Annotated in this window: 13 protein-coding genes and 3 tRNA genes; 8 read left to right on the forward strand and 8 right to left on the reverse strand. The window is 36.3% G+C overall.

The annotated features are described in order from the left end of the window. The first annotated feature begins 190 nt into the window (after positions 1–190). A complete protein-coding gene (locus C245_RS0103520) occupies positions 191–1,573 on the forward strand; it encodes a sialate O-acetylesterase (RefSeq protein ID WP_026109846.1) in 1,383 nt (460 codons plus the stop codon). Positions 1,574–1,672: 99 nt separating this feature from the next. Here C245_RS0103520 and C245_RS0103525 read toward each other — a convergent pair whose 3' ends face one another. Both C245_RS0103525 and C245_RS0103530 read right to left on the reverse strand, forming a co-directional pair. Then, entirely contained in the window at positions 1,673–2,008 is a 336-nt protein-coding gene (locus tag C245_RS0103525) for a DUF5615 family PIN-like protein (protein ID WP_017495200.1), read from the reverse strand. After that, entirely contained in the window at positions 2,008–2,238 is a 231-nt protein-coding gene (locus C245_RS0103530) for a DUF433 domain-containing protein (RefSeq protein WP_017495201.1), read from the reverse strand. Before C245_RS0103530 ends, C245_RS0103525 begins: the two co-directional genes overlap by 1 nt. Before the next feature lie 105 nt (positions 2,239–2,343). Between C245_RS0103530 and mgrA the strand changes: the two genes are divergently transcribed. Together mgrA and C245_RS0103545 are read left to right on the forward strand one after the other, a co-directional pair. Further along, the gene (gene mgrA, locus C245_RS0103535) at positions 2,344–3,300 is read left to right on the forward strand and encodes an L-glyceraldehyde 3-phosphate reductase (protein WP_017495202.1); all 957 of its coding nucleotides are present in this window, start codon (positions 2,344–2,346) and stop codon (positions 3,298–3,300) included. 880 nt (positions 3,301–4,180) lie between these two features. Then, the gene (locus tag C245_RS0103545; protein ID WP_017495204.1) at positions 4,181–5,254 is read left to right on the forward strand and encodes an outer membrane beta-barrel protein; all 1,074 of its coding nucleotides are present in this window, start codon (positions 4,181–4,183) and stop codon (positions 5,252–5,254) included. Between the two features lie 345 nt (positions 5,255–5,599). On the opposite strand, the gene C245_RS0103550 is transcribed toward C245_RS0103545, so the two are convergent. The 5 genes from C245_RS0103550 to C245_RS24100 form a co-directional block, all read right to left on the reverse strand. Then, the gene (locus C245_RS0103550; RefSeq protein WP_017495205.1) at positions 5,600–6,505 is read right to left on the reverse strand and encodes an N-acetylmuramoyl-L-alanine amidase; all 906 of its coding nucleotides are present in this window, start codon (positions 6,503–6,505) and stop codon (positions 5,600–5,602) included. Between the two features lie 35 nt (positions 6,506–6,540). Then, entirely contained in the window at positions 6,541–7,104 is a 564-nt protein-coding gene (locus C245_RS0103555; RefSeq protein ID WP_017495206.1) for a hypothetical protein, read from the reverse strand. 43 nt (positions 7,105–7,147) lie between these two features. Next, positions 7,148–8,461: a 30S ribosomal protein S12 methylthiotransferase RimO gene (gene rimO, locus C245_RS0103560; RefSeq protein WP_017495207.1), complete on the reverse strand. Its 1,314-nt coding sequence runs from the start codon at positions 8,459–8,461 to the stop codon at positions 7,148–7,150. Between the two features lie 216 nt (positions 8,462–8,677). Then, positions 8,678–10,180, reverse strand: a complete 1,503-nt coding sequence (locus C245_RS0103565; RefSeq protein WP_017495208.1) for an OmpP1/FadL family transporter — start codon at positions 10,178–10,180, stop codon at positions 8,678–8,680. A 44-nt stretch (positions 10,181–10,224) separates the two neighbouring features. Beyond that, on the reverse strand, positions 10,225–11,253 hold the full coding sequence (locus C245_RS24100) for a hypothetical protein (RefSeq protein ID WP_017495209.1): 1,029 nt from the start codon (positions 11,251–11,253) through the stop codon (positions 10,225–10,227). A 101-nt stretch (positions 11,254–11,354) separates the two neighbouring features. Here C245_RS24100 and proS point away from each other — a divergent pair, with 101 nt between their 5' ends. The 5 genes from proS to rpsT all read left to right on the forward strand — a co-directional run bounded on the left by proS (position 11,355) and on the right by rpsT (position 13,618). Further along, entirely contained in the window at positions 11,355–12,833 is a 1,479-nt protein-coding gene (gene proS, locus C245_RS0103575) for a proline--tRNA ligase (protein ID WP_017495210.1), read from the forward strand. Positions 12,834–12,911: 78 nt separating this feature from the next. After that, a tRNA-Glu gene (locus tag C245_RS0103580) sits at positions 12,912–12,983 on the forward strand. A gap of 39 nt (positions 12,984–13,022) precedes the next feature. Next, positions 13,023–13,094 (forward strand) — tRNA-Glu (locus tag C245_RS0103585). Positions 13,095–13,138: 44 nt separating this feature from the next. Beyond that, positions 13,139–13,210, forward strand: a tRNA-Glu gene (locus tag C245_RS0103590). Positions 13,211–13,366: 156 nt separating this feature from the next. Continuing rightward, positions 13,367–13,618: a 30S ribosomal protein S20 gene (gene rpsT, locus C245_RS0103595; protein ID WP_017495211.1), complete on the forward strand. Its 252-nt coding sequence runs from the start codon at positions 13,367–13,369 to the stop codon at positions 13,616–13,618. Positions 13,619–13,740: 122 nt separating this feature from the next. Here the strand turns inward: rpsT and C245_RS0103600 are convergent, their stop codons facing one another. Continuing rightward, positions 13,741–14,154: a response regulator gene (locus tag C245_RS0103600; RefSeq protein WP_017495212.1), complete on the reverse strand. Its 414-nt coding sequence runs from the start codon at positions 14,152–14,154 to the stop codon at positions 13,741–13,743. Position 14,155: the final 1 nt, after the last annotated feature.

Below are 14,155 nucleotides of genomic sequence, written 5' to 3' on the forward strand. Positions count from 1 at the left end.
TTTTTTATGTTGTGTATTTTATCCTTTTAAAAATTAATATCTTTAATAAAAATGTTTTTCTGGAAAGTGTAGAGCGTTTTTTTACAATATCACCGGACTAAAACAGCTGAAATTGTTAAAATGCAATAGGTACTTAAGAATTAAGTCGGCAATAGTCAGACCAAGCAGGTTCTCTTAAAAAAGCGATACGATGAAAAATAATATGTTTAAGTTTGTTCTCTTTCTGTTGATTATTCCTGGTTTTATGATGGCAAATGTCTCTCTACCCAATATTTTTGGTGATAATATGGTTTTACAGCGCAATGCTGAAGTTAAGATTTGGGGTTGGGCCAATCCACAGGAAGAAATCCGATTAGTGGCTGACTGGAGCAATATCGAGTATAAAGTTAAAGCAAACAATTTGGCGCAATGGGAGCTCAAAATAAAAACGCCTGAAGCTGGAGGCCCCTATATAATTTCCATCAAAGGGTACAACGAAATTATTCTTAAAAATATTTTGATTGGAGAAGTTTGGATTTGTTCGGGACAATCGAATATGGAAATGTCATCAAGCTGGGGAATAGACAATGGGGAGGAAGAAACTAAAAATGCAGCAAATCCGAATATTCGATTTTTTAGCGTTCCGAAATTAACAGCTACAACGCAACAGAACAATCTGCTTGGTAACTGGACAGAGTCTACTCCAGAAACCATGAAATATTTTAGTGCTGTTGGTTATTTTTTTGCCAAACGCTTAAGAGAAGAACTAAAAAATGTTCCGATTGGGTTAATATCTTCCAACTGGGGAGGTACTCCTGCAGAAGTCTGGATACCCGAAGAAGTCGTTCAGAATGATCCTGTTTTGTTAGAAAATGCAAGAAAATTAAATGAGCAGGAGTATGGACCCCGACAGCCGGGACGTGCGTACAATGCGATGATCTATCCTTTTGTTGGATACAAGATTGCCGGAACAATTTGGTATCAGGGAGAATCGAATGTTGGTTCTTTAGTATATGACAAAACATTATCGGCTTTGATCACCTCATGGCGGAAAGCCTGGAGCGATGATTTTCCGTTTTATTATGCACAAATTGCCCCTTTTAAAACGGGAAGTAATAATTTTCATAATGTCATCATAAGAAATTCACAGAGAAAATTACTCAAAGAAGTTTCAAATACCGGAATGATTGTAACCAGTGATATTTTAGATGTAAAAGAAATTCATCCCAAAGATAAAAAGACAGTGGGAGTCCGTTTAGCCAATCTGGCTTTGGAAAATACTTATAAAATTACTGTTGGGCTGGTCAATGGGCCACTTTTTAAGAGTTTTAAAATCGATGAAGAGGTAGTAACTCTTTCTTTTGACTATGCCGATGGTTTGTATTTTAAAAACAAGCTGTCCAACCAGTTTGAAGTTGCAGGGGCAGATGGTATTTTCTATACAGCCGAAGCCTTAATTAGAAACGATCAGGTCGTAGTAAGCAGTAAAAAAGTTAAAAATCCGGTTAAGGTTCGTTTTGCCTGGGGGAATACAATCCAATCTGATCTGTTTAATGAAGTGAATTTGCCTGCTTCTTGTTTTAGTACGGAATGAAACAGTTATAAAATTTGATTTGTAATCAAAAAAGCCAAGTACTCATGTCTTGATAACAAAATTTTACTTGTTCATAAAACCGGTCTTGAAGCAACACAATTAATAAATCTCTAAGATCAGTAAGTCATCATTTGAAATAAAAGAAATAATAGCTTCCCTTTTTGAGATTAAAAGCTCAGCAATTTGGTTCGTATTTTTGTTGAAAGTCTTTAGAATTATTACTTTTGGCGGCGCTCCCTTTAAAAGCAATAGTTTTTCAAAATCATCATCGTGAGTAAGTATGGTGAAATTGTTTTGTTTGGCGAAATTCCAAATCTCAATATCTTTTGCAGGCTGGTTTATTCGAATATCTTTGCAATGCAAACAATTTGAAAATTCATTTTCAATGCCCTTAATTACCCTCCATGAGATATTTGCATCCAAAAGTAATTTCATTAGGCTGCGATTATTTTGGTTATATTTTCCCTGTTTGCAGCAAAGGCTAAAGCCGCTAAAATATGCTCTTTTTTTAGTTCGGGAAAATCAGCTATAATTTCTTCGAAAGTCATAGCTGTAGATAGCCAGGAAAGAATGTCTGAGACGCAAATTCGGGTTCCTGCAATCACAGGTTTACCAAACCGAATGTCCGGATCGATTGAAATTAAGTTTTGCCAGTTATTTTCCATAAATTTATTGTTTAAACAAATTTACAAAAATAAAGCACTATTTGCTTTTAAAATAATAGGGTTTGTTTCTACCTTTAAATGCTATAAAACTTTATAATTACAACAATGAAATATAACAGATGTGGAAAAAGCGGATTGTTACTGCCTCAGATTTCTTTAGGATTGTGGCATAACTTCGGATCGGTAGATAATTTTGATACTGCAGAATGTATTGCCGTTGAAGCTTTCGATAAAGGAATTACACATTATGATCTGGCCAATAATTATGGGCCGGTTCCCGGATCTGCAGAAACTAATTTTGGAAAAATACTCTGGCATAACTTTCAGGGAAATTTAAGAGACGAAATCATTATTTCGACCAAAGCAGGCTACACCATGTGGGATGGCCCTTATGGAGATTGGGGCTCTCGTAAATATTTACTGTCAAGTCTGGATCAGAGTTTAAAAAGAATGAAAGTAGATTATGTGGATATTTTTTATTCGCATCGTCCGGATCCTGAAACTCCAATTGAGGAAACGATGATGGCTTTAGATTATGCTGTGAGAAGCGGAAAAGCTTTGTATGTGGGAATAAGTAACTATTCGGCAGAGCAAACCAGAGTGGCTGTAGATGTTTTGAAGCAATTGGGGACACCATGCTTGATCCATCAGGCAAAGTATTCTATGCTGGAGCGTTGGGTAGAAAATGGTTTATTAGATGTTCTTGAAGAAAAAGGAGTAGGCTGTATTGCGTTTTCTCCATTGGCACAAGGACTTCTGACGGATAAATATCTAAACGGAATCCCTGAAAACTCAAGGGCACATAATCCAAACGGACATTTGAAAGAAGATGAGGTTACACAGGAACGCATACAGAAATTAGTTCAATTGAACGAAATTGCCGGAAACAGAAACCAGTCTTTGGCTCAAATGGCTTTGTCATGGCTCCAAAAGGACAAACGAGTTACTTCAGTTTTGATCGGAGCAAGCTCTGTGAAACAATTGAATAATAATATCGAATGTTTGCAAAATCTTGATTTCGCAGAAGACGAAATAAATGCAATTGAGAAAATTTTAGCATAAATCAATTTTTATATGCTTTAAAAAGGAAGGGCTGTCTCAAAAATGAGTCAGCCCTGTTTTTTTATAAATTAGATTTTTTTCGGAAGTAACTATTTCAGTTTTTTTCGAAACTGCTCCGGCAAAGTAAAATGTTTGTAGCAAATATAATTTTCTGGTATTAGAAAAGCTCCAGCGGAGCGAAACGTAAATGGTTTAAGACAGCATGTTTTTTTTGCTTGATAAACTTTGTGTGGTCTCTCATTACTCCAAAAGCATTTTCATATTTACTTTTATTTGATCGGAAACGTATTTTTTATGGAGTTCTTATGGTTTTCTTTTTTAGTAAAGTCCGTTCAAATTAGAATGGACTTTCTCGTTTTTAGCAATGAGTGTTAACCGTTTAATTTTTGTTTTTCATGCTTTAAAATTGTAGGAATTTTTTCTTTTTTGATATCGCGCTTTTTACCTCATTAATGGCAGGTGATTTTTATGGTGTTTTTTTATTGTTTTGAATTAATGGGTATTTTTTATGGGGTATACTTTTTTATTAGATTAATTTTTGATGTTTTTTCATTGTTTTTTACTTTATTTTTCATGTAAACCTATTTATTTATATGGTTTGTTGCTTTTTTTGTGTTGTGTATTTTTTAAAAATGAATAGCTAATAATATCAAATAACGATTATGGAGAGGTTAATTTTTGTAATCCGTAATTCTTGCTTGAAAACGCTAAAAAAAGTAGATTTGAATTCTTTTACTCATGCAAAAGTTAATAAATTCGCTACTGAAAATGAAGAGGTTTTAGAGGGAATAAGAGGTTTTAAAAGTGACTTATAGTATTCAATTGCCTATATAAAAGATTAACTAACCAAAATCAATTAATAACCAAAACCAATTAAAACATGAAAAAAGTATTGCACATTTTAGCCGTGATGTTAACAAGTTCTTTTGCTTTTGCTCAAGATGAAACGGAAGCTGCGACTTCACCGGCGACCACGTGGGGAGGATCGGCAGATGCTTATTATAAATATGATTTTTCAAAACAAATGAACGGACTGACAAGTTTTACCAATTCTCAGGATTCATTTGAATTAGGAATGGCTTCAGTTCAGGCGGGACATACCTTTGGAAAAGCCTCCGTTTTTGTTGATCTGGGCTTTGGAAAAAGAGCAGGAGAGTTCTCTTATAACGAAACAACAGATAAAGACATAAATGCAAAATTTTTGATTAAACAATTGTTTTTTACCTATCAGGTTACCGATAAATTTAAGTTTGTAGCTGGTAGTTTCGGAACACATATAGGTTATGAGGTATTAGATGCTGTAGGGAATAAAAATTATAGCATGTCTTATGCTTTTTCTTATGGCCCGTTTTTCAATACAGGTCTGAAAGCACAATACACATCAGGTAAATTCACGGCTATGCTTGGTGTTACTAATCCGACCGACTTTAAATCAGCAATGGATGCAGGTTCAAGTCAAAAAACATACATAGCGCAAGTAGGGTATATAGGAGAGACCGGGAGTGCTTATTTGAATTTTACTTCGGGAAGTACTAATCCGGTTTCTGATGAAAATAAAACACAGATTGATTTTGTAGCATCTAAAACAATAACGGATGCCTTTTCTTTAGGGTTTAATGCCACGTACGCTAAAACGAATAACGATATTGACAGTGCGCTCGATGGTAATTGGTTTGCCTTGGTAGGATATGCGAATTATGCTTTCAAGCCAAGTTTGAGTCTGGCCTATAGAATGGAGTATTTTGATGCAAAAAAAGCAGCTGCGAGTCTGGGGACTTTAACAGGATCAAATGTTTTTGCAAACACAGTTTCTTTGAATTATAAAGTAGGGAAATTGACTATTATTCCGGAGTTAAGATACGACGCTGCCTCTGAGGATGTTTTTTTAGATAAAGATGCTGCCCCAACCGGAGGATCATTCTACGGATTGGTAGCTACAACATACTCTTTCTAGAGATAAAGATTGATATTTTTTTTTTTTTGGAGCTGTCGAAACATACTTATGTTTTGGCAGCTTTTTTATTTTCTTTAAGTGAGATGTGAATTGTGAGAGGTGAGTTATGGGGTGAGCTTTTTGTGTGTGAATTTTGCTTATACTTTGAGATTAAATAACCACAAAGCTTGTCATTTCGACCGAAGGGAGAAATCGCATTAGAAACTCGACACAGAATGTTGCCAATCTTTGTCAAATCCAGCATGCGATTTCTCCCTTCGGTCGAAATGACATAAAATGAAAAAAAAACTTTACGAATCTTGCCTTAAATCTTAGTGCTCGTTACAGTTAATCTTCAGGTGTAAATTACTGAAGCTGTTTTTTATAAATCGAATAAATGGTATCTATTGTTTTTCGATCTAAAGTTGGCGTCACATCAGTTTGAATGTAATGTAATTTGAAAGCCATAATAGCCGCTGAAAGATTTTTAGTATTGTATCCAATAATCCTTAACGCTTGTTCAATCTTAAAATCAAAAGGTGCTTCCTCGAGAATTTCGTCCGACCAGATTCCAAATCCTTTTTCGGCCAGAGTTTTCCAAGGGAATAAAGCACTTGGGTCCTGTTTTCTTCCCGGAGCAATATCAGAATGTCCTAATATGTTTTGAGTTGGAATATTGTAATCTTTCTTTAGTTTCGTTAATAGCGCCACTAAACTGCTGATCTGAGCCTCAGTAAAGGGTTTAAAACCGTTGTTGTCAAGTTCTATCCCGATAGAAGAAGAATTTAAATCTGTATTTTTCCCCCAGGTAGATGCTCCTGCATGCCATGCTCTCAGGTAATCGTTCAGCATTTGAACTACTTTTCCATTTTCAGATATGATGTAGTGAGCACTTACCTGAGTTCTTGTTTTGGTAAAAGTATTAATCGTTTGTTGAAGTGAATCCTGAGCCGTATGGTGAATAATAATAAAACTTGGTTTTCTTAAATTAAAGTTTACTGTTCCGATCCATTCTGTCTGTATGCCGTTTAATAAGGAAGTAGAGCCGGTTTTTGATAAAGTGTCTTTAATAATGCCAAGCTGTTGTGCATAACTTGTATCAATAACGATACGCGGTACTACAGGAATTGGCTGAGCTTCTTTACTGGTAATTTGGCCTTCTAAAGTTTTAAGCTGCTGATCGTAAACTTTTTCAGTATTTTTATAAGGATTTGTAGAGCAAGAAGTAATAATAATTGCTAAAATCAGGTAACAAAAATGTTTTTTTGCCATGGTTAGTTGCATTTTTTTAGATGAAGTCGAAACAATTATTCCTGAGTCTTGATTGTTTCAGAGTCTTCTTTTACTTCTTTTGAATCTTTATCTTTTAAATCTTTTTTCTTTTTTGATTTAGAGGTCTTTTTGATCTCTTTAAAATTATCCATAAATGCAGTGTACTTTGGAACCTGATCCGGATTTAAGAAAGCGGTAATTTTTTTTGTGGTGCTTTCTCTCAATGCTTTAATTTGTTCGATCTTTTGATCCTGACTGCTGCTCTCATTTTTTAGTAAAATCCCCTGTTCTCTCATGCTGTCTACCAAAACATTTGAAATAGCGATAACTTGCAGTTCATCAAGATTTATTTCAGGTTTCATTTGTTCAACAATTTTACCAACTGTTTCCTCAACAGGTACCTCTTTTGGTTTACTGGTATTGGGTTGCGGACCTCCCATCATGCTTCTGTCCATTCCCATTCCGCCACCTCTTCCGTAGCCATTACCATAACCGCCACCACCGTAACCGTTATTGTATCCATTTCCGTATTGGGCCGAAACAGAGTTAAAACACAATAAGGTGAAAAACAAAATAAATAAAGATTGTATAGGTTTCATAAAAGTGTATTTTATCTAAAATTGATACTTGTTTAGCGTAAATTTAAGCAGGTTCTCCGTATAAATCAAATTCTGTCGCTTCTATTATCCTTATATTAACAAATTCTCCTGTTTTTACATAATGCTTAGAAGCGTCAATTAAAACTTCGTTATCAACATCCGGACTGTCAAATTCAGTTCGCCCTACAAAATGAGCTCCCTCTTTTCGGTCAATAATACATTTGAAAACCTGTCCTACTTTTTCCTGGTTTAAGTCCCATGAAATTTGCGACTGTAATTCCATGATCTCGTTCGCACGAGCCTGTTTTACATCGTCCGGAACATTATCTTCCAGCAAATAAGCATGTGTATTTTCTTCGTGAGAATAGGCAAAACATCCCATTCTGTCAAATTTCATTTCCTGAACAAAATCTTTCAGAATCTCAAAATCTTCCTGAGTTTCACCCGGATATCCAACAATTAAAGTCGTTCTGATCGCCATTCCCGGAACTGCAGCACGGAAATCTTTTAATAATTGTGTCGTTTTTGCCTGAGTAGTACCACGACGCATCGATTTTAAAATAGAATCCGATATATGTTGCAATGGAATATCGATGTAATTACAGATTTTTGGCTCACGTTTCATTAATTCTAATACATCCATAGGGAAACCTGTTGGATAAGCATAATGAAGACGAATCCATTCGATACCTTCAACATTGGCTAATGCTTCCAAAAGTTCGGCAAGATTTCGTTTTTTATAAAGATCAAGACCATAATACGTTAAATCCTGAGCAATTAGAATTAATTCTTTTACGCCATTTTTTGCTAAACCTTGAGCCTCTTTAACCAGTTTTTCAATAGGTTGCGAAACATGTGAACCTCTCATTAACGGAATGGCACAAAAACTGCAAGGTCTGTCGCAGCCTTCCGCAATTTTCAAATAAGCATAATTCTTTGGAGTTGTAGTTAAACGCTCTCCCAGTAGCTCGTGTTTATAGTCAGCACCAAGAGCTTTAAGCAGCTGAGGTAATTCAGTTGTACCAAAATATTGATCGACATTTGGGATTTCCTTTTCTAAATCCGGTCTGTAACGTTCTGACAAACATCCGGTAACGAAAACTTTATCTACTAATCCTTTGTCTTTTTTATCAGCATATTCCAAAATCATGTTTACCGACTCTGCTTTGGCGTTGTCAATAAAACCGCAAGTGTTGATCACAATAATGTTTCCTTCTTCCTTAGCAGGTGCCTCATGTTGTACTTCTTTGCCATTAGCACGAAGTTGTCCCATTAGCACTTCACTGTCATATACATTTTTCGAACACCCAAGAGTGATTACGTTAATTTTGTTCTTTTTTAAAGACTTGGTTCTCATACTTTTATAAATTGGAGTGCAAAATTACACTTTTTTATTCAAACACCGCTTGTTTCCGTTTCTTTTAGGTGATTTTTATGAAGCTTATCCTGCTGTTTGCTATATCTTTTGTGTCGGCCGAGGCGGACACAAAAGGATGCTGCTTCCATCCGGGCTAAAAAAAATCCGTCAAGTAAGAGCCTGACGGAGATTTTAATTCATTCTATTTGTTTTTAATTACAATTCAAAAAGTAAAGTAAGCGTCACGTTGTTTAGTTTTGAGGTAACGTTCGCTCCATCGGTAAATCCGGTTGCAAAAAATCCCTGATTCGATTTTCTTTCTAAGTAAGAATAGGCTAAATCTACTTTAGTGCCTCCAAAATTATAACCTAGACCACCTGAGTAACTGGTTAAGTCTCCAATCGTAGTTCCGTTTTTATAAGGGCTTTGTTCAAAACGATATCCGCCGCGTAGGCTTAATTGTTTTATTTTATATTCGGCACCTACTCTTAATTCACCGGCATTGGTCAATTGATTGCTGATGTCGCTATTTACTCCTCTAAAACCTGCATCGTTTGTTGGTTTATATTTGGTGTTTCCGTAGTCTTTAATGGCATAATCAATACTGATAAGGCCTGATTTTCCAAAGACATAAGCAGCGCTAAAAGTGGTTTTTCCTGGTGTTTGTAGGGTGTAAGAGTCGTAAACATTTACAATTTTTGGATTTACCGTTTCGTTAATGTCTTGCCCTCCCTGAGCTTTTCTTGTGCTGTATAAAGTTTGCGAAGTTTCGTCGTTTAGTTCGTACCAGGTATTGGATTCGTAGGCTAAGCCAAGTCGGAATGCATCTGTGACTTTAGCAATAGCTCCAAGTTGAAAGGAGAAGCCGTTACCGTAAGTGTATAGTTCATTGTTAAAACGTAAACTTGAAATTGTTTCTCTTGTTTCTAATGGGTTGTCATTATCTTCATAGAAGCTGGTTGATCTTCTGTAGTCAGTAATGTGAACATTTAAGTTGGCTCCAAGATAGATTCTGTCTTTGTAAGATGTTGCAATATTGAAGCTTAATTTGCTATTGTATCCGCTAGTGAAAACTTCATTCTCGTGGTAATAGTTGCCACCTGCAGGTACATTACTGATATATTGTGTGTTGTTGCTATTTGTGGTAACAGGGTCAATTACATGTCCCCAGTATCCCATATATGCTTGTTGTTCGTTATAAAACAAATCTTTGTAATTAAGTCCATCTATCACGTTCAAAGGAATTCCGTTTGCAAATTTTAGGAAATATTTATCAATAGAATTTGTTGGGTTTGTTCCTACTGAAACAATTCTGTTGTCGAAATTATTGGTATTTTCATAAGTGGCTCCAATTGTAATTTTTTTCCAGTTGTTGCTTGGGTTGTGGTCGTGAAAAACAAAAACAGCACCCGCCTGATTGAGTATAAAAGAATTTTTACTTTCACTAATTCCTGTTCCAAAATAGTTGGAGTTGTTTTTGATGTTTTGATTGCTAAAACTTACTCCAACCTGATTATTAGAGAATATTGCCGATCCTGCAGGGTTTACGGAAATAGCTGAGAAATCTCCTCCAACGGCTCCAAAAGCACCGCTCATGGCTCTGAATCTTGCAGTTCCGGTTAAATTGTCTTGCGCATAACGTACAGCATCTGATACTTCCTGAGAATGTGAGACGCTGGCAGTTAGTCCTGTAATAAGTAGGAATAATATTTTTTTCATTTGGATAGTTTTTATTGTGATTTTGTGATTAATGAAAGAGGCGATTATCTTCTTCCGCCTCCTCCGCCACCATATGATCTTCCGCCACCGCCGCCACCGCCGCCGCTATACGATCTTCCTCCGCCGCCACCGCCGCTATTCATAGAACGGGATGGGCTAGGAGAGTAGCTTCTTGTTGGTGCAGAATTATTATTGTTGTAATTGTAGCTTCTGTTAGTGTTGTAATTGCTTGATGATCTTCTGTTGCTGTAATCAGCACTATTGTATTGAGTTGTGTTTCCTCTGTTGGTAAAGGTTGGTGAGGAGTTGTTGTATGTTCTTCCGTTTACAGACGCATTTCTTCTTGAATCAGAGAAATCACTTCTGTTTGTGCTATAGGTTCTATTACTGTTATAGCTGCGGTTAGTAGTGGTGTAGTCTCTGTTAGAGTTGTAAGTTCTGTTGGTGCTGTAGCCTCTGTTTGTAATATAGTTTCCGGAAGAATAGTTTCTTCCTCCATAATAAGCTGCAGAACCTCTTCTTCCATAGTTATAAGAGTAGTTGTTGTATCCGTATCTATGACCAGATCCCCAATAGCCAGGGTAACCCCATCCCGGATATCCCCATCCCGGATATCCCCATCCGCCTCCCCAGTAGCCAGGGTATCCCCAATAGTTGTCCCAGTATCCTCCGTAACCCCAACCATAGTAAGGGTATCCGTAGCCAAAACCAAATCCTAACGACCATGAAGGGTTAGAATATACGTTTACAGAAACATCAGTGGTTGCACTTCCCCAGGCAGGGTAGTTGCTAACTGTTTTTGTGCTGTCATTTACAGCATAATTGCCATAGCTGTCAACATCTGTAAAAATTTCCGTTGGCTGATTGTCGTCTTGTAAGGATCTAAAATAATCTTTATATTGATTGTTTGTGGTATTTGCTTGAGCATACGTTCTTGGTGAACCTCCGTAAATTCCATCGTTGTCATGATAGGAAGTGTTTTGGTAAGAACCACACGATGCTAATAGAAAACTCAATAATCCAATTAAGTAAAAATGACTTGAGTTTTGGCGGAAAGAAATAGAAGTTTTCATATCTGTGGTGTTTTTTATTGTTGCACATTACAAAAATAGTTAGTTTTGTCAAACTATTTAGTTAAAATTATTAAAACAAAATTTGTGCCAAACTATTCGATATGAGTAAGAACCTCACTACAAGATCAGAAGATTATTCAAAATGGTATAACGAGCTGGTTGTAAAAGCGGATCTAGCTGAAAATTCAGGAGTTAGAGGCTGTATGGTTATTAAACCTTACGGATACGCTATTTGGGAAAAAATGCAGGCGGAATTGGATCGAATGTTTAAAGAAACAGGACATCAGAATGCGTATTTTCCTTTATTTGTGCCTAAGAGCATGTTTGAAGCGGAAGAGAAAAATGCAGAAGGATTTGCGAAAGAGTGTGCTATTGTAACACATTATAGATTAAAAAATGATCCGGAGAAACCCGGAAAGCTTATTGTAGATCCAAATGCGAAGCTGGAGGAAGAGCTTATTGTTCGTCCGACGAGTGAAGCGATTATTTGGTCTACTTATAAAGGCTGGGTTCAGTCTTACAGAGATTTACCTTTATTAATTAATCAATGGGCGAATGTGGTGCGTTGGGAGATGCGTACACGTTTGTTTTTGAGAACTGCTGAGTTCTTGTGGCAGGAAGGGCATACGGCTCATGCTACAAAAGCTGAAGCTTTAGAGGAATCTGAAAAAATGATGCATGTATATGCTGATTTTGCAGAGAATTTTATGGCAATTCCGGTTGTAAAAGGATTGAAGACCGAAACAGAACGTTTTGCAGGTGCTGATGAAACGTATTGTATTGAAGCTTTGATGCAGGATGGAAAAGCATTGCAGGCAGGGACTTCTCACTTTTTAGGACAGAATTTTGCTAAGGCATTTGATGTTAAGTTTGCCAATGCCGAAGGAAAACAGGAGCATGTTTGGGGGACTTCATGGGGAGTTTCGACTCGTTTAATGGGAGCGCTGATTATGACACATTCTGATGATCAGGGATTGGTATTGCCTCCAAATTTAGCGCCAATACAGGTGGTGATTGTTCCGATTTATAAAACAGACGAGCAATTGGCTGAAATTACAGCTGCAGTTAATGAATTGACGGCTAAATTAAGAAAGCTGAAGATTTCTGTTAAATATGACGACCGAACTACTCAGAAGCCTGGATTTAAGTTTGCGGAATGGGAATTGAAAGGGGTGCCGGTTAGAATCGCGGTTGGACCAAAAGATTTAGAAAATGGAACTTTTGAAGTTGCCAGACGTGATACACTGACTAAAGAGGTTGTTTCTAACGACGGAATTGTGAATTATGTAAATGATCTTTTAGAGCAGATTCAGGTTGATTTATTCAATAGAGCATTGAATTATCGTGATACGCATATTACGGAAGTAAATAGCTTTGAGGAATTTAAAGAAATTTTAGATGGAAAAGGTGGTTTTGTATCGGCTCATTGGGATGGTACAGCGGCTACTGAAGAGAAGATAAAAGACCTGACAAAAGCAACGATTCGTTGTATTCCTTTGGATGCTGTTGAAGAAGCGGGAACCTGTGTGTTTACTGGGAATCCATCTTCTAAAAGAGTGCTTTTTGCTAAGGCATATTAAAAAAATAAAAAAAATTGCATCAGCTATTGTGCAACTAAAAAATAGATGTATCTTTGCATCCGCATTAGAGAAACACACGGTCCGTTCGTCTATCGGTTAGGACGCCAGGTTTTCATCCTGGTAAGGGGGGTTCGATTCCCCCACGGACTACTTTTTTTTCTGCGACAAAGTTATTTAACTTGATGTAATGGTCCGTTCGTCTATCGGTTAGGACGCCAGGTTTTCATCCTGGTAAGGGGGGTTCGATTCCCCCACGGACTACAAATTTCAATTTCTTTAAATTGAAGAAAACTTAGTACGATGATGGTCTGTTCGTCTAGGGGTTAGGACTCCAGGCTTTCGTCCTGGTAACAGGGGTTCGATTCCCTTACAGACTACAAAAATTAGTTGTAAATAAGTTTTATAAAATAAAAATTGGTGTCTCGGTTTTTGTTTTATTAGTTAAAACCAAAGTGATTGTTTTATAATTGTGGGAGGTTTTTCTTTTTTAACTAGTATTTATAATAATTATTACATCTAAAAATTAAAAGAAAATGGCAAATCATAAGTCAGCATTAAAAAGAATCAGAAGTAACGAAAAAAGAAGAGTTCTTAACAGATACCAGCATAAAACTACTCGTAATGCTATTAAAGCGTTAAGATTAGCTACTGATAAAGCTGATGCATCTTCTAAATTATCAACTGTTATCTCTATGATTGATAAATTAGCTAAAAAGAACATCATTCATGATAATAAAGCTTCTAACTTGAAGTCTAAATTAACTAAACATGTTGCTAAATTGTAATTAATTACAATTTGATAAAAATATAAAAGTCCTCTTTGAGGACTTTTTTTTGTTTGTATTATTCCGAAGATTTTTAAGGTTTAATAGTATTTGATTATGGTTTGGAATTTGAAATTCCAGGGTTAGATTCCGATTTTCTTTTTAAGATACTCCAGCATTGGAAGGGTGATTGGTTTTGAAAGGAAATCGATTATAATGGGGTATTTTTTTGCCTTGGCCAAATCTTCAGGATCAATAGTAGAGGATAGGACAATTACATTTGCAGTATTGAATTCTTTGTAAGCCGGAGAGGTGAAATGATCCAGAAATTCCCAGCCGCCCATTACGGGCATGTTTAGATCTAAAAAAATCAGTTCCGGTTTTTTGTTTGCTTTGTTTTTGTTATTGGTGTATTTAAGTGTGTTGAAATGGTGTAATGCTTCTTCGCCATTCTGAGCTGTGATGATTTCTTTTGAGAATGATGATTTCGAAATTACTTTTTTGCATAACATCAGCGTGATTGGATCATCGTCTATACATAAAATTTGCTCCAGCATA

The sequence above is a fragment of the Flavobacterium sp. WG21 genome (genome assembly GCF_000335775.1).
GTDB lineage: Bacteria > Bacteroidota > Bacteroidia > Flavobacteriales > Flavobacteriaceae > Flavobacterium > Flavobacterium tructae.